Here is a 19,152-nt window from a genome sequence, read left to right as displayed (position 1 = left end):
GCCTGCGCCTCTCTTAGTTTGCACCGTTTGATAGTTTGCACCGTTTGAGTGCGCTCAAGCGCCATCATAGTGCGTTTTTATCTGATCTTGATGCCCTTAACGCCGCTTTAATAGGATGTGACCCACTTCTCATCTTTGGCACAGTTCATGCTGAGCTTGATGACGGAGAGTCGCGATCGCAAGGAGAGCATATGGGATGGTTAGTCATGGTAGGCGCACTGGCGCTCGGAATAGCGATCGTCGTCGCCGTCGTACTTTACCGTCAACGCCCAGATTGGCCGTTACATCAGCTACATGAATTACGTGCGCTGCTGCAGCACGCACGTGAGCTGGCCGCTCAAACACATATTGCTTCCAGTGACTACCAACATTTACTCAGTCAAATTCGTCAATTGCACCACTTAGCGCCTCAGGCACAAAAACCGATGTATCGGCTTTTATTTCATCATTTACATGCGCTACCGCAATACGATGAAGTCACACAAGCACGGATGAAAAACCGCGCGTTACAACATATTATTTATCTTGTTGACGAGGCGGTGCCACCCTTCCTAATAGCCCACAATGACGAAGCCAGCTTGTCGCATTATCAACACGTGTGGTATGCCGTTTTAGAATTATTACAAGCACGTCAGCGATATTCTTACGCCAGTATTCAGTTACACAAAGCGACGCCAAACGCGAGCCAGTCATTAAACCTGCAACAGCAAATTTTAGTGAAACGCTTATGCCAGCTCCAGCACCTTAACCTAGAGGATTCGCTAAACACAGAGATTGATCGCCTTATCTCCCAACTCAGTAACGACGCTGAGCGGGCCTTAGCGACTGAGGCACCGTTAGCAACTGAGAAATCGTTGGCAACTGAGAAACCGTTAGCTGATAAGACACCACTGGCCAGTCGCCTCGCACTATCTCAGCGCGTCAATGCAGTGATACTCACCGTGCTCGATAATTGTCTTGCCGACCTATTAGCAGGCTTTCCTGCACCACAGGACGATATTTTTAATACCTTATCGCCCTTGCATGAGCCGCGAAATAGCGCTTAACAGATATCGCTAAACAAACAGCGCGTAACAGACAGTGCTTAACCGATAATCCCCACGTTTATGCAAGCATAAAAAAAGCCGACAATCGTGCCGGCTTCATGGTTATTAAGCACACGGTGAGCCCATTAGCCTATATGCGTTTGTCCACCCATATACGGACGTAATACCTCAGGGATTTCGATACGACCATCCGCTTGCTGATAGTTTTCCAAAATGGCCACCAAGGTACGACCCACAGCTAAGCCAGACCCATTGAGCGTGTGCAACAGCTCAGGCTTCTTCTCACCTTTACGGCGGAAACGCGCCTGCATACGACGCGCTTGGAAGTCCAAGGTATTTGAGCATGATGAAATTTCACGATAGGTATCTTGCGCAGGCAACCAAACTTCTAGGTCATAGGTTTTGGCCGCGCCAAAGCCCATGTCACCGGTGCATAACAGTACTTTTCGGTAAGGCAGGTTCAGCAACTGCAATACTTTTTCGGCATCGGCGGTAAGTGATTCGAGTGCTGCCATAGAATCTTCAGGCTTCACCACTTTCACCAGCTCGACTTTATCAAACTGATGCATACGAATCAGTCCACGCGTATCACGTCCGTAGGAGCCGGCTTCTGAACGGAAACACGGTGTGTGTGCGGTCATGCACAGCGGCAGATCCGCTTCATCGATGATCTCATCGCGTACCATGTTAGTCAGAGGTACTTCCGCGGTTGGGATTAACGACATGCCGATCCCCTCTTCGGTGGCCGGCTTGGTGTTAAACAAATCGTCACCAAACTTAGGCAATTGGCCGGTGCCATAGAGACTGTCGGCATTGACTAAGTACGGCACATACATTTCGGTATAGCCGTGTTCGTTGGTATGTAAATCGAGCATAAACTGGGTTAAAGCACGATGCATGCGCGCCATCTGCCCTTTCATCACGATAAAGCGAGAGCCAGATAGTTTTACCGCACTGGCAAAGTCGAGACCACCGGACAGCTCACCTAAATCAACATGATCTTTGACCTCAAAATCAAACTGACGCGGTTCACCCCAGCGCATGATCTCCTGGTTCTCAGACTCATCTTTACCACTTGGGACGTCTTCCGCCGGTAAGTTAGGCACGCTCATCACCACGTCGTTGACTTTTTGCTGCAGCGCCGCGAGCTCTGTTTTCGCTGCGTCCAACTCATCACCAAGGTTTGACACTTCTTCTAGCAATGGCGCAATGTCTTCACCCTTTGCTTTAGCCTGGCCAATGGACTTCGATCGGGAATTACGCTCTGCTTGCAGTTGTTCGGTGCGAATTTGCAGCGCCTTACGTTGTTCCTCGAGTTCACGCATAGCGTCAACGTCAAGCGTAAAGCCACGACGAGCGAGTTGTTGAGCGGTTTCTTCCAGCTCAGTTCGAAGTAATTTGGAATCCAGCATGCTAATCCTGTGCTTTTCGGGTTGATTAGTTGGTTATCACTTGTCATCACGTTTGAAAACAAGCGTCGATACTGCGTATTGTATTACGCGATTGGTAAAGGGTGACGGTGGATGTCACCACGACGAGGAGACTGCGTCTTCATGGCGTCGCTGCACTCTAAACCTTACCCAAAAAGGGTAAACTTGCCTAGCGCTTTTGCGGGCTTTTTGCATCCTGCTCGGCCAGAAAGGCGAGCTTTTCGGCGATTTTAATTTCTAGCCCACGATTAACGGGCTGATAATAGCGAGTATCGCCAAGTTCGGACGGTAGATAGCGCTCTCCTGCCGCATAAGCATTGGGCTCATCATGGGCATATCGATAGCCCTTCCCATGCCCCATATCTTCCATCAATGCGGTCGGCGCATTGCGCAAGTGCATGGGAACAGGCGCGTTGGCGGTTTCTTTAGCGTCTCGCAACGCTTGTTTCCATGCGGTGTAAACAGCATTGCTTTTGGGCGCGCTGGCTAAATATACAGCGGCTTGAGCAATCGCACGCTCGCCTTCTGCCGGTCCTACGCGAGTAAAGCAATCCCACGCATTCAATGCCACCTGCATGGCACGTGGATCCGCATTGCCAATATCCTCCGAGGCGATAGCTAATAAGCGGCGCGCCACATAAAGGGGATCGCCACCGGCACTGACAATGCGTGCGTACCAATACAGGGCGCCATCAGGACTCGAGCCACGGACGGATTTATGAAACGCAGAAATCAAATCGTACCAAGCATCCCCTTGCTTATCGAATTGTGCCACTTTTTCACCGGCAACGTCTTTAAGCATCGACAGCGTCACTTGGCCATCGGCCATATCTGCCAGCATTTCCAGAAGATTCAACGCCATGCGCGCATCGCCACTGCACGCCGCGGTTAACGCCGCTTTAACGCCTTTATCGAAAGTGAGTGCCTGCTCGCCTAACCCGCGTTGCGAGTCGGCAAGCGCTTGATCAATCACGGCTTCAAGATCGCGATCATCCAGGCTTGTCAGTCGGTAGACGCGGGCGCGCGATAATAAGGCATTGTTAAGCTCAAACGATGGATTTTCCGTCGTGGCGCCAATAAAGGTGACGGTCCCCGACTCGACATGAGGCAGAAAAGCGTCTTGCTGACTTTTGTTAAAGCGATGTACCTCATCAACGAATAAGACAGTGCGTACACCGGCTTGCTTGTTTTGCTCTGCACGTCCAATCGCTTCTCGGATCTCTTTCACTCCGGAGGTCACCGCAGAAATTTGTTCCAGCTCGGCGTTGGCTTGACGCGCAGCAATATCGGCCAGTGTGGTCTTGCCTGTGCCCGGCGGTCCCCAAAAAATCATGGAATGAAGCGTCCCCGATTCAATGGCACGGCGAAGCGGTTTGCCTTCGCCAAGCAGATGGCGCTGGCCAATATATTGGTCCAAGGTGACGGGCCGCATACGCGCGGCCAGTGGGCGGAAGTCCTCAGCGAAATCGAGCGGCAAGGTAGGCAAAGCATCCTCCGATGCGGTTAACGTGACTGGCGTTGATCGTCGACCATGACCGACTCAGGCGGGGTAAACGAAAACAAGTCCGCGTCTGGCGTTTGTCGGCTAAATTGGCTCAGTGCGAACTGACTCTGTTGCCCATCTTGCTCAACGACTCTAAAGCCAGTCAAGGTACCATCGGGCTTGACCGTGACATCAAACTGACCAATGGTGCCGGTGGTTTTTGGCGTGAGCGTGAAGGTATTGCCTTCCTGGGTGATTTGGTAATCCTGCCAATCACTCGGTTGGTTACGGGTCAATAGCACGAAGGGCGTTTGTGCTGTTGCCTCTTCTAACCACATGGCAGTTACTTGTTCAACAAAGGGGCTGTAGTACCACAAGGTTTCACCATCAGAAATCATGATGGTTTCGTCCGGCGACGTGGTGGTCCAGTTAAACAAATTAGGGCGTTGGATAGCCAAGGTCCCTTTCGCTTGATGAATCTCGTCACCCTCTGGGCTTTGGACCTTTTGTTCAAACTGTGCGCTGAACGCATCAACCTTATTCAGTCTTTCGATTAAATGTTGTTGCGCCTCTGTTTGCGCTTGCGCGCTGACAACAACCAAGAGAGATATCACCGCCAACAGGTGGCGGACAGCAGCAAATCGAGTCATTGAACCTTCCATTCGATCAATCTTTCGGTGGCGGCGGTGCGATTACTTCGCGATTACCGTTATGGCCTGGTGAACTTACGACACCGTGTGCTTCGAGTTGTTCCACAATACGCGCCGCACGGTTATAACCAATTTTAAATCGACGCTGGACACCAGACACGGAACCACGACGACTTTCGGTCACAAATTCAACCACTTGGTCAAACAACTGGTCCAGCTCTTCGCCATCGCCGCCGGTCGGCGCTTCACCAGGTAATAAGCTATCTGCACCTTGATCGCCTTGGGTGATTTCATCGATATATTGCGGCTTGCCTCGCGCTTTCCAATTATTAACCACCCGATGCACTTCTTCATCACTGACAAAGGCACCATGCACGCGAATCGGATGGTTGGAACCATTCGGCATAAAGAGCATATCCCCCATTCCCAGCAACGACTCAGCGCCGCCTTGGTCAAGGATGGTGCGCGAGTCTGTTTTGGTCGAGACAGTAAACGCCATACGCGTTGGAATATTGGCTTTAATCAGCCCCGTAATCACATCAACAGAAGGACGTTGGGTGGCTAACACAAGGTGAATACCCGCGGCCCGTGCTTTTTGTGCTAATCGTGCGATCAACTCTTCGACTTTTTTACCAACCACCATCATGAGATCGGAAAATTCATCTACCACCACCACGATATAGGGCAGTTTTTCCAGTTTAGGCGCCGATTCATCCATACTGTCGCCCGATTTCCATAGTGGGTCAGGGATCGGATTATTCGCGGCTTCTGCTGCTTTGACCTTTTCGTTAAAACCTTTAAGGTTGCGCACGCCAAGGGCTGACATCAGCTTGTAACGTCGTTCCATCTCACCCACGCACCAACGCAGCGCATTCCCCGCATCCTTCATATCGGTGACAACTTCTGACAACAAATGCGGAATGCCCTCATAGACCGATAACTCCAGCATTTTAGGGTCGATCATGATAAAGCGCACATCTTCAGGAGACGCCTTATAGAGCATACTAACCAGCATCACGTTCACGCCCACAGATTTACCCGACCCTGTCGTCCCTGCCACCAGCATATGCGGTGCTTTGCCAAGATCGGTAATAATGGCTTCGCCGGCAATGTCATTTCCCAAGACTACGGAGATCGGCGATTGGCTGTTTTTAAATCGCTCACTGCCAATCACTTCTGACATAAACACCGTTTCGCGATGCTCGTTCGGCAGTTCAAGGCCAATATAAGGTTTACCTGGGATCACCTCGACCACGCGCACCGCGGTGGTTGATAGCGCACGCGCTAAGTCTTTAGACAAACCTGAAATTCGTGAGACCTTAACGCCCGGCGCCAAATCAAGCTCAAAACGCGTGATCACCGGCCCTGGATACACGCCCACCACGCGTGCTTGCACTTTAAAATCTTCCAAGCGCGCCTCAACCAAGCGCGCAATTTGCTCTAGCTCTTCGCGCGTGGCTTGTTGCGCGGTATGGCGCGCAGGATCCAACAGATCGAGGGTTGGGAAAGGTTCTGCCGGTTTAGGCAAATTGGGCTCATCTTTCACTAAAAAAGGATGGTCGAGCCCGGCCGCTTGCTGTTGGGATTTTTGTGCTTGGCGAATCGTTTCTTGGAAAGGATCCTCGTCATCATCGGCCAACTTGCTTGCCTGCTCCGCGCGCTCTAGCTCCGAGAGTCCATCTTGATTGCCATAGGTGGTATCAGCGTACTCTGAGTGCTTTGTTTCTGAGAGCTTTGTCTCTAAGTGCTCTGGCTCTGAATGCTTTGTCTCTGAGAGCTTTGTCTCTGAATGCTCTGAATCTGTCGACACGTAAGCTGCGACCGACTCACGATCATGCGGAGTCGGTGTTTGGGCTTGCGGGTCTGAGTCGGTGTCTGCGCTGAATACCGACGAAGAGGGCTCATCATCAGCAACAGCGGTTTGCCATTGTCCCAATGCCGGTTCATCCGCACTCTCTGACAGCGCGGATTCGGACTGCGTCGAACCGGCTTGCTCAGCGGTGGCATGTCCACCAAAGATGATCGACCTTTCACTCTCGTGCGCGCTGTGAACAACGGTTTCCTTTTCCGTCTCTGTCGTTTTTTCAGCGACCGATTTTTTCTCAGAAACGGACGCTTTCTCAGGCGATGTCGGCGTCAATCTACGTAAATCACTCAGCTCCATCGGTTCACAAGTCTCACGCGATTGCGTCACGTCTGTGCGCTCGGGGGCCGATGAGCCAGGCGCACCAAGTTGTGTCGGGGTATCGCCACGCACGCGATTAACCAGCCAGGTGATACCATTTAGCGTCACCGCGCCGAGGTGATCCACGATCGTGAGCCATGAAATTCCCGTGAATAAGGTGAAACCGGCCGCCCAGCCAAACAACATGACCAAGGTGGTCCCTAAGACATTAAACAAGGGCAAAGCAAGGCTATTGGTGACATCTCCCATCACGCCACCGGATGAAAAATGCCAAAAGTCATCAAAATTGAGATCAGCCAACGAACAACTGGTCAGGAAAAGGACCAGAAGCCCCAATAGACGTGCGCCAATAATGGTGTAATTAATGGGTTCATTATCACCACGCCGCCGCAAAAAAACCCAACCGCCAAGAATAGCGGCAGGGGGTAATGGATACGCCAAGATCCCAAACGAGAAGAAAAAGCTGTCTGCTATCCATGCACCCATCGCGCCAGCCGCATTATGAACGTCACCATGCCACGCGGTTTGCGACCACGAAGGATCAGCCGGATTAAAAGATAACAATGCCACCATGGTAAACACAGCAGCGGCGAGGACCAAGATGAATCCACACTCTTTTAAACGTTGACCGCCATCTAAACGCGCTTTCGGCTGAGCCGTTTTCGGCTCTCGACGTAAAGAAAACTCCATCATTACCTGTTTAATATTATTCGTTAATCGCATTCCTCACCCTGAATGGAGGCTTGCTCTGATTGCCCTGACTTTATCACATTCATGCCGTGACGGCAGGCATGATGCGTGTTTACGTTCAATCTTTACCGAGATATCACATTCTTTAAATCATGGCGTACAAAAAATAAGCCGAGCGCAATGCCCGGCTTTGGTTATGTTTTGCTTCACCCTATGGCCAACACTTAACGCGTGTGGATCACCAGATGATTACTTTGTTTTACCTCTTCCATTACCACGTAAGTGCGTGTGTCATTCACGCCGGGCAAACGTAGCAAGGTTTCACCCAATAACTTGCGATAAGCCGACATGTCAGCTACTCGTGTCTTTAGTAGGTAATCAAAATCACCGGACACTAACGAACATTCTTGGATGTCTTCTAGTGTCTGCACCGCTTTATTAAATTGCTCAAACACGTCAGGTGCGCCACGATTTAGTGTGATTTCCACAAAAACGAGCAGTGATGCATCTAAATACTGGGGATTAAGCTGTGCCGTGTAGCCAAGAATATAGCCCTGACGCTCTAAACGTCGCACACGTTCTAGGCAGGGGGTTGGAGAGAGACCGACACGTTTTGATAACTCAACGTTGGAGACTCGCCCATCCTTTTGGAGCTCATTTAGGATGTTGCGGTCAATACGGTCCAATTCCTTGGAGGGCTTGTTTTTGGTATCTACCATTTTTTATTCCACCTTGTTACTTCCTTGCAAAAAGATATACCAAATTAAATAACATCTAAACAATCTTTAGCATCAAATGCTGGTTTATTGCCTTTATACTAGCCTGAAAATTGACAATTTCAATAACAAGCCAGCCGATAACACTAAATAAACAAGAGGTGACAGCATGATCATTGGCGTTCCAAAAGAAATCAAGAACCATGAGTACCGCGTGGGTATGGTTCCAGCAAGTGTCCGTGAGCTTATTTCTCACGGCCACTCGGTCTATGTTGAAACCAATGCAGGTAACGGTATTGGTTTCTCTGACGATGACTATAAAGCCGCTGGGGCATCCATTCTCCCTGCCGCCGCTGACGTATTTGCGAAAGCAGACATGATCGTCAAGGTCAAAGAACCGCAAGCTGTCGAGCGTGCCATGCTGCGCGAAGGACAGATTTTGTTCACCTATTTGCATCTTGCACCAGATTTTCCGCAAACAGAAGACTTAATTAAAAGTAAAGCTATCTGCATTGCCTATGAAACGGTAACAGATTCTAAAGGTCGATTGCCACTATTAGCGCCAATGTCTGAAGTCGCCGGCCGTATGTCTATTCAAGCAGGTGCACAAGCGTTAGAAAAATCACACGGCGGTTCGGGCATGCTGCTCAGTGGTGTTCCTGGTGTCGAACCCGCTAAAATCGTCGTACTTGGCGGTGGCGTGGTTGGCTCAAACGCCGCGCGCATGGCGGTTGGCCTCCGAGCTGACGTCACTATTTTGGATAAAAATGTCGATACATTGCGTCGCTTGGACGAAGAATTCCAAGGCCGCGCCAAAGTCGTCTACTCAACCGAGGAAACATTAGACCAGCACGTACTTAACGCTGATTTGGTTATCGGTGCTGTCCTTATCCCAGGTGCTGCTGCACCGAAACTGGTCAACGAAGACCATATCAAGCGAATGAAACCAGGCGCTGCGGTTGTCGATGTCGCTATCGACCAAGGTGGCTGTTTCGCGACCTCACATGCAACGACCCACGCTGACCCAACCTACATCGTTGATGATGTTGTCCACTACTGTGTGGCAAACATGCCTGGCGCTGTCGCGCGCACCTCGACGGTTGCCTTAAATAACGCAACACTGCCCTACATTGTGAAGCTGGCGAACAAGGGATATCGCGATGCTTTAGTTCAAGATGAGCACTTGCGTAACGGTCTTAACGTGATCAGTGGCCACGTTACCATCAAAGAAGTGGCCGAAGGCTTTGATCTTCCATACGTTGATGCCCTGGATGCGCTGAAGTCAGCCCATTAATCGGCAATATCAATGATAGAAATAGAGGGCACCATCACGGTGCCCTTTCTTTAGCCTTCCAATTTACCTACAATCACTCCATTCAAAAAAACGAACCTCTTTCCTGCTCGGAGACGTGAATGAGTAACATTAAGCATGCGAACCTATTGATTCTTGGTTCAGGCCCAGCGGGCTACACCGCGGCTGTTTACGCGGCTCGTGCCAATTTAAACCCTGTTATGGTAACAGGCATGCAACAAGGGGGTCAGCTGACCACCACCACGGATGTTGAAAACTGGCCTGGCGATCCGGAAGGACTGACCGGTCCCGCATTAATGGATCGCATGAAAGCCCACGCAGAAAAATTCGATACCGAGATTATTTTTGATCACATCAATGACGTGGATTTATCCTCACGCCCTTTCCGCCTAAAAGGCGACAACGGCGAGTTCACTTGCGATGCCTTGATTATTTCAACGGGGGCATCTGCGCAATACCTTGGCTTACCATCTGAAGACGCGTTCAAGGGACGTGGCGTATCCGCCTGTGCGACCTGTGATGGCTTTTTCTATCGCAACCAAAAAGTGGCGGTAATTGGTGGCGGTAATACAGCAGTCGAAGAGGCGTTATACCTTTCTAACATCGCCTCTGAAGTGCATGTTGTCCATCGTCGCGATACCTTCCGTGCTGAGAAAATTCTGGTCGATCGTATGATGGACAAAGTGAAGAACGGTAATATTGTCCTGCACACTAACCGGGTATTGGATGAAGTGTTGGGCGATGAAATGGGCGTGACACAAGCGCGCTTAAAAGACACACAAAGCGATGAGACCGAAACCCTTGATGTAATGGGTGTTTTTGTTGCGATTGGCCATAAACCTAACACAGACATCTTTGCTGACCAGCTGAAAATGGAAAACGGCTATATCCAGGTTGAATCAGGCCTAAGTGGCAATGCAACCCAGACAAGCGTCGAAGGCGTATTTGCGGCTGGTGATGTCATGGACCACGTATACCGTCAAGCGATTACCTCTGCAGGGACCGGCTGTATGGCGGCTCTAGATGCCGAGCGTTATCTCGACGCACTCGCGAATCAGTAATTTCTCGCGCTCATGCAGGCTATCATTCGATGGCCTGCCCAGCCTGTTGGCAGGCTTTGATAGAATAATAAGATGATATGGATAAATCTAAACAGCGGGCGCTAACCCAATGGCTCAAGTCGCAGAGCACGTTAGCCAAACCCTGGTTAGTTGCGACGATTAGCATTGCACTCCTCTCTGGTGTGCTTTTGATTGCCCAAGCAGCACTTCTTGCCCACCTGCTGCATCAACTGATTATTGAGCAAACCGATAAATACGCCTTACTGCCAAGTTTTCTCACATTGGTCGGCGTTGTTTTAGCCCGTGCTGGGTGTAGTTGGGCCAAAGAACAAACTGGCTATCGCTGTGGTGAGGTCATTCGGCAACACATCCGCCAGTTAATACTCAACCGACTTCATGCGCTTGGACCTGTGAGTATTCAAGGGCGACCCGCGGGGAGCTGGGCAAGCCTGATCCTTGAGCAGGTTGAGGAGTTACAGGACTTTTTCGCTCGTTACTTACCCCAAATGGCGATCGCAGTCTTGATCCCCTTAGTGATTTTAGTCGTCGTGTTTCCAATCAATTGGGCATCTGGGCTGATCTTTTTAATCACAGCACCGCTGGTTCCCCTGTTTATGGCACTGGTCGGGATGAAAGCTGCCGATGCTAACCGCAAGAATTTTAAAGCACTGCAGCGTTTATCCGGCTATTTTTACGATCGTTTACGTGGCCTACCCACACTAAAACTATTTAATCGCGTTGATGCCGAAGCCGATCAGTTACACCTGGCGTCACATACGTTCCGTCAACGAACGATGGAAGTATTACGTCTCGCGTTCCTATCTTCTGCGGTGCTTGAGTTTTTTACGGCGATTTCGATTGCGGTTGTGGCGGTGTATTTTGGTTTTAGTTTTATCGGTGAGCTTGACTTTGGTCATTACGGAGCGCCTATTTCGCTCTTTACCGGCTTGTTTGTGCTGGTGTTGGCACCGGAGTTTTACCAACCGCTTCGCGATCTCGGTACCTTTTATCATGCCAAAGCGCAAGCGATTGGGGCTGCTGAATCGATTGTCACATTTTTAAACGCTGAGCCTGATACAGGCACGCAAGGAGAAGCAACTCCCGACTTGGCCACGGTCACCATCACTGCCGAGGATCTCGAAGTGCTCAGCCCAGATGGCCAGGTACTCGCCGGTCCCATGAGTTTTCATATTAAGCCCGGTGAACATATCGCACTGGTTGGCGTGAGTGGCGCCGGAAAATCTAGCTTACTCAATGCGTTACTCGGCTTTCTTCCCTACCGAGGTAGCTTGACCATTAATGGCTGTGAACGCAGTGAGCTGGCACTTTCGCATTGGCGACAAGCCATTAGCTGGGTAGGGCAAAATCCACAACTGTTCCATGGCAGTATTCGCGATAATATCGCGCTCGCCAACCCCGATGCGAGTCCAGAAACGATTAACCAGGTGATGACACAAGCCTATGTGGATGAATTCGTGATGCGGTTAAAAAATGGCCTTGCGCACGCCGTCGGTGATCGCAATGGCGGCTTATCCGTCGGCCAAGCGCAGCGTGTCGCTGTCGCACGCGCCTTGTTGCAAGACGGTGCGTTATGGGTGCTAGATGAACCGACTGCGAGCCTGGATGCACACAGTGAAAAGCTGGTCATTGAAAGCTTACACGCTGCCACTCAAGCTAAAACCTGCATCCAGGTCTCTCACCGTCTAGATGCACTGGCTAACAGTGATCAAGTCTGGTTGATGGCCGACGGAAAGCTGGTTCAACAAGGCCAGTATCATCAATTAGCGCACACAGGGCCGCTGGCAGAGATGCTGGCTTCAGCCGATAGGAGAAATCTTGATGCGTGAACTCCTGCCGTATCTACGCTTGTATAAACGTCATTGGTTTGGCTTAAGTTTGGGCATTGTCCTCGCGTTTGCCACTTTATTTGCCGCCATTGGCTTGCTCACTCTCTCTGGCTGGTTCATTGCCGCAGCGGCAGTGGCCGGTATCGCAGGCATCGCCACCTTTAACTATATGTTGCCAGCCGCGGGCGTGCGTGGGTTTTCTATTGGGCGCACCTTTGGTCGCTGGGCGGAACGTGTGGTCAGCCATAACGCTACTTTCAAGTTGCTTGCTGATCTCCGCGTGTCGTTTTTCCGTAAATTGGCGCCGTTAGTCCCCGACCATCGTCTGAATATGCGTGATGGTGATTTGCTTAACCGCATGGTGGCGGATGTCGACGCCATGGATCATGTTTATCTACGCCTTATTAGCCCCATGATTGTGGGTGTACTGGGCGTATTAGCCGTGAGCTTATTCTTGGGCTGGTTTGATCCGACGCTTGGTATTGCCTTGGGTCTGAGTTTGCTGGTACTGCTTGTCAGTCTACCGATCGTTTTCTATCGTCTGGGCAAGGATCAGGGCCGAGATCAACTAGAACAAAATGCCGCAACCCGCGTTGCCCTGCTAGATTGGCTGCAAGGCCATGCAGAATTAGCCTTATTTGGCGCTCGTGAGCGATATCGTGCGCGCATTGACGACAGCGAACAAGCGATGCTCAACGCGCAAGCGAATATGGCCCGTATCACAGGATGGGCTAACGCCGTGCTAATCGCAGCCACCGGACTCACGTTAGTCTTGATGATTTGGCTGGCAGCCGATGGCGTTGGCGATCGTGCACCAGGCCCCCTCATCGCCATGGTAGCGTTTACGACCATGGCAAGCTTTGAGCTGATGATGCCGATTACGGCAGCTTTCCAATATTTAGGCAAAACGCTCACGGCCGCAAAACGGCTCAACGCCATCACAGAACGCCCACCCAGTGTTCCTTTCCCTCTCGATGGCCACAAAGGACCGGTAACAGGATCAATTGGCTTGAATAAGGTGAGCTATCAATACCCTGGGGCGGCACAAGAGGCGGTATCAAGGGTCTCGCTGGACATCACAGCAGGGCAAACCGTCGCGCTATTAGGTCGTACAGGTTGTGGTAAGTCGACCCTTATGAGCTTGCTGACGCGTGCATGGGATCCGACTCAGGGGCAAATTACACTCGATGGTGTTCCGTTGAGCGAGTGGGATGAGTCTAGGTTACGTGATGCTATGTCTGTGGTGACGCAACGGGTTGATCTCTTTAACGGCTCACTCCGCGATAATCTCATTCTCGTCCGTCCAAATGCCTCAGACTCGGCATTATCTCAGGCATTGACGCAGGTCGGGTTAGCGCGCCTATTAGAAGGGCAAGGCTTAGACACCTGGCTAGGCGATGGTGGACGCCAGTTATCAGGCGGTGAGCGCCGTCGTTTAGGTATCGCGCGTGGTTTATTGCATTCGGCCCCGATTATGCTCTTAGATGAACCGACAGAAGGCTTAGATGTGCAAACTGAAGCCGAAATCCTGTCTTTATTGAAAACCCATTGCCAAGATAAAACAGTGGTGCTCATTACCCATCGTCTTGTTGGCTTGGAGCAGATGGACACTGTCTGCTTAATGGATGCCGGTCAGATTGTTGAACAAGGGACGCATCAGTCATTGATCGATGCCAATGGACGCTATGCACAATTGATGCATCGGCTGTAAATCAGAGAGCACACGATGACCCTCTATTTGCCTCCTTTAGCGCAAGATGACGTTCGTTTTCCTCCCGTCACCGAGGCGCTAGATCATCCCGATGGCTTGCTTGCCATCGGGGGGGATCTTAGCCCTGCTCGGCTAATGTCTGCGTATCGCAATGGGATTTTCCCGTGGTTTGGTGAAGATGACCCGCTGTTATGGTGGTCACCCAGTGAGCGGGCCATCATTCAGCCAACCGAGTTTCACGCCAGCAGAAGCTTACAAAAAGCAGCGAGAAAGTCCGGAATGACGGTTACCTTGAATCAGGCCTTTGAGCGCGTTATTGCTATCTGTGCCGAGATTCGAGGGCCGGAGCAAACTTGGATCACGCACGAAATGCAAGCGGCCTATTGCCAGCTTCATCATCAAGGTGATGCCCACAGCGTGGAAGTATGGCAAGGCAATACATTAGTCGGCGGATTATACGGTGTGTCGGTGGGGGCCATTTTCTGCGGTGAGTCCATGTTTTCAAGCACAACGAATGGGTCTAAATTCGCGCTGTGGCAATTCAGCCAATATTTTGCTCACCAAGGAGGGCAATATATTGATTGCCAAATGATGACACCCCATTTAGCGTCATTAGGTGCGCAACCTTGGTCACGTCATACGTTTATCGACGCGCTTCACGCACATCGTGACCGCCCTATTGCTGATGGCTACCCACCGCAACGTCTTGCCGATTGGAGAATAACATGAGTGTTGGAATCCAAGTTGGTGTCACACCGGGCGCTGATTGCCAGTATCTTACTGATCAAACTGAGCAACTCGCGGTGGTGATGTCTCCAGAATACCATCAACGCGAACATTATGGCGCGCTGTTAGCGGCAGGCTTTCGGCGAAGCGGTCATCTCATCTACCGTCCTCATTGCCCTTCTTGTCAGGCTTGCCAAGCGTTGAGAGTCGATGTCGACCATTACCGCCCATCAAAAAGTCAAAAGCGGCATCGCAGCCAGCTCAAGCGCCTCACTATGCACGTCAGTGACCAGTTAGATGACCACTGGTTCGAGTTGTATGACCGCTATATTACCGCCCGTCACTCAGAGGGCAACATGTACCCGGCCAAACGGCAAGACTTCTTAGATTTTATCCATAGTGATTGGCTAACCCCGCGCTTTATTCATCTGTATCAAAATGAAGAACAGCGTTCACGCTTGATCGCCGTGGCAGTGATCGATGTGGTGGATGACGGCCTTAGTGCCTTATATACGTTTTTTGACCCCCAGCACCGATTTTCATTAGGACGTGTGAGTATTCAAGCGCAACTCCAGCTAGCAAAATCGATGCAGTTACCTTGGCTGTATTTGGGCTACCAAATCGATGCCTGCGCCGCGATGCGCTATAAAGCGGACTATTATCCCCACCAACGCTTTATTAATCAGCAGTGGCGGGCCTTTTCCTGGCCAGTTATTCCACAATAGTCGCTATTTTTTCTAGCAAGGTGCGCCCCAACAGGGTAAAATTCGCACCCGAACTTTACAGACTTTCAGAATAGAGGCATTATCTGTCGGTCAAAAAATTGGCTATCAGAATAAGCCTAAGAGGATTCAATGGCAAAAGAAGACGTAATTGAAATGCAAGGCACCGTATTGGATACGCTGCCTAACACTATGTTCCGCGTAGAACTAGAAAACGGTCACGTGGTGACTGCCCACATTTCAGGCAAGATGCGTAAGCACTACATCCGCATCCTGACCGGCGACAAAGTCACTGTTGAAATGACCCCTTACGATTTGTCGAAAGGTCGCATCGTTTTCCGTTCGCGTTAATCCTCCGAACGCGGTCAAAAAAACCCGGCTCTCAGGCCGGGTTTTGCTTTTGGTGAACGCTTGCTTTAATGAACACTTACGTGAGCAACTGCCGTTACGCGGGCTCCATTTGATCACTGAACTGGAAGTCCAAGCGGTTATTTTTCAATACCACTCGAACCGTTCCTCCATTGACCAAACAACCAAAGAGCAGTTCGTTCGCTAATGGTTTTTTCAGATTATCTTGAATCACACGCCCCATCGGTCGCGCACCCATCGACTTATCGTAGCCCTCTTCTGCCAACCACTGTTTGGCTTCCGATGTCACTTCGAGTGAAACACCTTTAGCATCCAGTTGCGCTTGCAGCTCAACAATAAATTTATCCACCACTTGCAAAATGACCTGCTCATCCAAGTGATTGAACCAGATGATATTGTCGAGACGATTACGGAACTCAGGTGAAAATACCTTTTTAATTTCCGACATTGCATCATGGCTGTGATCCTGCTGAATCAAACCGATGGACTTACGTACCGTTTCCGCCACCCCGGCGTTGGTTGTCATCACCAAGATAACATTACGGAAATCGGCTTTGCGGCCATTGTTGTCAGTCAGTGTGCCATTATCCATGACTTGGAGTAACAAGTTAAACACGTCAGGATGCGCTTTCTCGATCTCATCAAGCAGCACCACACTGTAAGGATGCTTAATCACCGCATCCGTCAGCAGGCCGCCTTGATCGTAGCCAACATAACCTGGTGGTGCACCAATCAAGCGGCTGACGGTGTGACGCTCCATGTATTCGGACATATCAAAACGTTGGAGTTCAATGCCCATGGCACGCGCAAGCTGCACGGTCACCTCTGTTTTGCCCACACCTGTTGGCCCAGCAAACAAGAACGACCCCACGGGTTTGTTATCATCACCCAAGCCGGCACGACTGAGTTTAATCGCCTCTGACAATGCCGTGATCGCAGTATCTTGCCCAAACACCAACATCTTAAGTTTGTCGTCTAGCGACTGCAGCACATCTTTATCGGAAGAAGATATCGACTTCTCCGGGATCCGTGCCATTTTTGCAATCATGGTTTCAACATCAGGCACGTTGACGGTTTTTTTACGCTTACTCGCAGGTGCCATTCGGCATCGCGCGCCCGCTTCATCAATCACGTCAATCGCCTTGTCAGGAAGGTGGCGCTCATTGATGTATTTTGCCGACAACTCAACCGCCGCACGAATCGCTTTGTTGGTATACCGCACTTCATGATGAGCTTCGTATTTCGGTTTCAAGCCCATCAAGATCTTGGTGGTATCGTCGATAGACGGCTCCAACACATCAATTTTTTGGAAGCGACGCGCCAATGCACGCTCTTTCTCAAAGATAGAGCCGTACTCTTGGTAGGTTGTCGAACCAATACAACGTAACTTACCGCTGCTCAGTAGCGGCTTGATCAAGTTTGCAGCATCGACTTGGCCGCCACTTGCCGCACCCGCGCCAATGATAGTGTGGATCTCATCAATGAAAAGTACGGCATGATCTTCTTTCTCAAGCTGCTTTAAAATTGATTTAAAGCGTTTCTCGAAATCACCGCGATACTTGGTCCCCGCCAAGAGCGAGCCAATATCTAGCGAATAGATGACGCAGTCTTTAATGACATCGGGCACTTGGCCTTCGACAATGCGCCACGCCAGCCCTTCGGCAATCGCTGTTTTTCCCACGCCGGCTTCCCCCACCAGCAATGGATTGTTCTTGCGACGACGGCACAGCACCTGAATGGTTCGCTCAAGCTCTTTGTCACGACCAATCAAGGGATCTATGCCACCGACGCGCGCCAACTGGTTTAGGTTGGTAGCAAAGTTTTCTAAGCGATCTTCACCTGGGTCGGCGCCCGCTTCTTCTGTCCCCATATCGCTACTGGGAAGATCTTCACTGTCGTCTTTGGTGGTGCCGTGGGAGATATAGTTCACCACGTCTAAGCGGCTGACATCATTTTTCTTCAACAAATAAGCCGCATGCGACTCTTGCTCACTGAAGATAGCGACAAGCACGTTCGCACCACTGACTTCGCTGCGCCCCGATGACTGAACATGGAACACGGCCCGTTGCAAGACGCGCTGGAAGCTCAACGTGGGTTGTGTTTCTCGCGACTCATCATCCGCCGGGATCAGCGGTGTGGTTTGTTCAATAAACGCGTCGAGTTCTTTGCGTAGCGCCTCCAGATCAGCTCGGCATGCCACCAGCGCTTCATGCGCCGCCGCATTTTCGATTAACGCGAGAAGCAGGTGCTCCACCGTCATAAATTCGTGGCGTTTTTCACGCGCACGTGCAAACGCGCCGTTCAAACTTGCTTCAAGTTCTTTGTTAAGCATAAAGGCACCTCCCTCAAAAACCGCGCTAAAGCGTGATGAAGCAGCTTACGCTTTCTCCATCGTGCACAGTAGCGGATGGCCATGCTCTTTGGCATACATCATTACCTGTGCCACTTTCGTTTCAGCGACCTCGGCAGTAAACACACCGCAGACCGCTTTTCCTTCATAGTGCACCGCCAGCATGACTTGTGTCGCTTTGTCCACATCCATGGCAAAAAACGTCTGGAGCACTTCGATAACAAACTCCATGGGAGTGTAGTCATCATTGTTGAGCACCACCTTGTACATCGATGGCGGTTGTAACTTAGTTTTTTCTGACGCCTCAAGCTCTGCGTCAGGCAAACCCCATTGATTCCAATTACTCATAACCACTTCAATGCATTGTTAGGGTATCAAGGCTCATTGTGTGGCGGGGCAGCACTGCCATCCACGAATCCCGTCCACCTGTCTTTAAAGTTAAGCTACAGATTGTATTCCAGCAACCTTTTCAATGCGAACATCGTTTGTCTGAGCAATTGTTAATCATGGTAGTGCTTTATCGTTGCACATATATATAGGGTGAAACACGCAAATTCGTTCACTGACTATGCCAAAGCCCATGAAAATGTGTTACCAACCGGGTGCCTGTATGCGTGCACAAAAAAAAAGGCAGACATACACCTACCCGATGGGCTATCACCACGCAAGCAGGATCATATGTTCGCTTATCCTGTGTTCTTTCTTCTTACAATTATTCAATAAACCTTCATGTTTACGCATTTGGCGCTAACACGCATTCGTAAACTCGATACCGCGCCGGCAAACAACGTCAAATCACAACAAAAAAACAAAATTCTCAAACAAAATATTATAATTCTCAAACAAAATATTAT

15 protein-coding genes are annotated in these 19,152 nt (G+C 50.5%); 8 read left to right on the top strand and 7 right to left on the bottom strand.

Going from position 1 to position 19,152, the window contains the following annotated elements:
- Nucleotides 1-191: 191 nt before the first annotated feature.
- Entirely contained in the window at nt 192-1,046 is an 855-nt protein-coding gene (locus BZG80_RS04065; protein ID WP_077678793.1) for a hypothetical protein, read from the top strand.
- Between the two features lie 125 nt (nt 1,047-1,171).
- Here the strand turns inward: BZG80_RS04065 and serS are convergent, their stop codons facing one another.
- The 5 genes from serS to lrp form a co-directional block, all read right to left on the bottom strand.
- Nucleotides 1,172-2,458, bottom strand: coding sequence for a serine--tRNA ligase (serS, locus tag BZG80_RS04060; protein WP_077460193.1), 1,287 nt, complete (start codon nt 2,456-2,458; stop codon nt 1,172-1,174).
- 187 nt (nt 2,459-2,645) lie between these two features.
- Nucleotides 2,646-3,908 carry a replication-associated recombination protein A gene (locus BZG80_RS04055; RefSeq protein WP_077678810.1) on the bottom strand — a complete coding sequence of 421 codons (1,263 nt, stop codon included), beginning with the start codon at nt 3,906-3,908 and terminating at the stop codon, nt 2,646-2,648.
- A gap of 71 nt (nt 3,909-3,979) precedes the next feature.
- The gene (gene lolA, locus BZG80_RS04050) at nt 3,980-4,609 is read right to left on the bottom strand and encodes an outer membrane lipoprotein chaperone LolA (RefSeq protein ID WP_021022417.1); all 630 of its coding nucleotides are present in this window, start codon (nt 4,607-4,609) and stop codon (nt 3,980-3,982) included.
- A 16-nt stretch (nt 4,610-4,625) separates the two neighbouring features.
- Nucleotides 4,626-7,484: a DNA translocase FtsK gene (locus BZG80_RS04045; protein WP_077678809.1), complete on the bottom strand. Its 2,859-nt coding sequence runs from the start codon at nt 7,482-7,484 to the stop codon at nt 4,626-4,628.
- Nucleotides 7,485-7,708: 224 nt separating this feature from the next.
- Nucleotides 7,709-8,203 carry a leucine-responsive transcriptional regulator Lrp gene (gene lrp / locus BZG80_RS04040; RefSeq protein ID WP_077460192.1) on the bottom strand — a complete coding sequence of 165 codons (495 nt, stop codon included), beginning with the start codon at nt 8,201-8,203 and terminating at the stop codon, nt 7,709-7,711.
- A gap of 166 nt (nt 8,204-8,369) precedes the next feature.
- Between lrp and ald the strand changes: the two genes are divergently transcribed.
- From ald to infA, 7 genes are all read left to right on the top strand, one after another.
- Entirely contained in the window at nt 8,370-9,494 is a 1,125-nt protein-coding gene (gene ald / locus BZG80_RS04035; RefSeq protein ID WP_021022420.1) for an alanine dehydrogenase, read from the top strand.
- 119 nt (nt 9,495-9,613) lie between these two features.
- A complete protein-coding gene (gene trxB / locus BZG80_RS04030) occupies nt 9,614-10,573 on the top strand; it encodes a thioredoxin-disulfide reductase (protein WP_077460191.1) in 960 nt (319 codons plus the stop codon).
- Nucleotides 10,574-10,650: 77 nt separating this feature from the next.
- On the top strand, nt 10,651-12,420 hold the full coding sequence (cydD, locus tag BZG80_RS04025) for a heme ABC transporter permease/ATP-binding protein CydD (protein ID WP_021022422.1): 1,770 nt from the start codon (nt 10,651-10,653) through the stop codon (nt 12,418-12,420).
- Nucleotides 12,413-14,131 carry a heme ABC transporter ATP-binding protein/permease CydC gene (gene cydC, locus BZG80_RS04020; RefSeq protein WP_077678792.1) on the top strand — a complete coding sequence of 573 codons (1,719 nt, stop codon included), beginning with the start codon at nt 12,413-12,415 and terminating at the stop codon, nt 14,129-14,131. The genes cydD and cydC overlap by 8 nt, the downstream gene beginning before the upstream one ends.
- 15 nt (nt 14,132-14,146) lie before the next feature.
- Nucleotides 14,147-14,860 carry a leucyl/phenylalanyl-tRNA--protein transferase gene (gene aat / locus BZG80_RS04015; protein WP_077678791.1) on the top strand — a complete coding sequence of 238 codons (714 nt, stop codon included), beginning with the start codon at nt 14,147-14,149 and terminating at the stop codon, nt 14,858-14,860.
- Nucleotides 14,857-15,582, top strand: a complete 726-nt coding sequence (locus BZG80_RS04010; protein ID WP_077678790.1) for an arginyltransferase — start codon at nt 14,857-14,859, stop codon at nt 15,580-15,582. The genes aat and BZG80_RS04010 overlap by 4 nt, the downstream gene beginning before the upstream one ends.
- Nucleotides 15,583-15,711: 129 nt before the next feature.
- The gene (gene infA, locus BZG80_RS04005) at nt 15,712-15,930 is read left to right on the top strand and encodes a translation initiation factor IF-1 (RefSeq protein ID WP_021022425.1); all 219 of its coding nucleotides are present in this window, start codon (nt 15,712-15,714) and stop codon (nt 15,928-15,930) included.
- A 94-nt stretch (nt 15,931-16,024) separates the two neighbouring features.
- Here the strand turns inward: infA and clpA are convergent, their stop codons facing one another.
- Together clpA and clpS are read right to left on the bottom strand one after the other, a co-directional pair.
- Nucleotides 16,025-18,280 (bottom strand): ATP-dependent Clp protease ATP-binding subunit ClpA, encoded by a 2,256-nt coding sequence (gene clpA / locus BZG80_RS04000; protein WP_077575859.1) that lies wholly within the window; start codon nt 18,278-18,280, stop codon nt 16,025-16,027.
- Between the two features lie 45 nt (nt 18,281-18,325).
- On the bottom strand, nt 18,326-18,646 hold the full coding sequence (clpS, locus tag BZG80_RS03995) for an ATP-dependent Clp protease adapter ClpS (protein ID WP_021022427.1): 321 nt from the start codon (nt 18,644-18,646) through the stop codon (nt 18,326-18,328).
- Nucleotides 18,647-19,152 lie beyond the last annotated feature (506 nt).

It is taken from the genome of Salinivibrio sp. MA440 (assembly GCF_001996265.1).
GTDB classification, from domain to species: domain Bacteria; phylum Pseudomonadota; class Gammaproteobacteria; order Enterobacterales; family Vibrionaceae; genus Salinivibrio; species Salinivibrio costicola.
The sequence above is the reverse complement of the archived record's forward strand: the minus strand, read 5'-3'. Positions and strand labels throughout refer to the sequence as shown.

Bases quoted from the DNA above. Each gene is read 5' to 3' on its own strand.
- BZG80_RS04065 (WP_077678793.1), top strand. From the start codon at position 192: ATGGGATGGTTAGTCATGGTAGGCGCACTGGCGCTCGGAATAGCGATC.
- serS (WP_077460193.1), bottom strand. From the start codon at position 2,458: ATGCTGGATTCCAAATTACTTCGAACTGAGCTGGAAGAAACCGCTCAA.
- BZG80_RS04055 (WP_077678810.1), bottom strand. From the start codon at position 3,908: ATGCGGCCCGTCACCTTGGACCAATATATTGGCCAGCGCCATCTGCTT.
- lolA (WP_021022417.1), bottom strand. From the start codon at position 4,609: ATGACTCGATTTGCTGCTGTCCGCCACCTGTTGGCGGTGATATCTCTC.
- BZG80_RS04045 (WP_077678809.1), bottom strand. From the start codon at position 7,484: ATGGAGTTTTCTTTACGTCGAGAGCCGAAAACGGCTCAGCCGAAAGCG.
- lrp (WP_077460192.1), bottom strand. From the start codon at position 8,203: ATGGTAGATACCAAAAACAAGCCCTCCAAGGAATTGGACCGTATTGAC.
- ald (WP_021022420.1), top strand. From the start codon at position 8,370: ATGATCATTGGCGTTCCAAAAGAAATCAAGAACCATGAGTACCGCGTG.
- trxB (WP_077460191.1), top strand. From the start codon at position 9,614: ATGAGTAACATTAAGCATGCGAACCTATTGATTCTTGGTTCAGGCCCA.
- cydD (WP_021022422.1), top strand. From the start codon at position 10,651: ATGGATAAATCTAAACAGCGGGCGCTAACCCAATGGCTCAAGTCGCAG.
- cydC (WP_077678792.1), top strand. From the start codon at position 12,413: ATGCGTGAACTCCTGCCGTATCTACGCTTGTATAAACGTCATTGGTTT.
- aat (WP_077678791.1), top strand. From the start codon at position 14,147: ATGACCCTCTATTTGCCTCCTTTAGCGCAAGATGACGTTCGTTTTCCT.
- BZG80_RS04010 (WP_077678790.1), top strand. From the start codon at position 14,857: ATGAGTGTTGGAATCCAAGTTGGTGTCACACCGGGCGCTGATTGCCAG.
- infA (WP_021022425.1), top strand. From the start codon at position 15,712: ATGGCAAAAGAAGACGTAATTGAAATGCAAGGCACCGTATTGGATACG.
- clpA (WP_077575859.1), bottom strand. From the start codon at position 18,280: ATGCTTAACAAAGAACTTGAAGCAAGTTTGAACGGCGCGTTTGCACGT.
- clpS (WP_021022427.1), bottom strand. From the start codon at position 18,646: ATGAGTAATTGGAATCAATGGGGTTTGCCTGACGCAGAGCTTGAGGCG.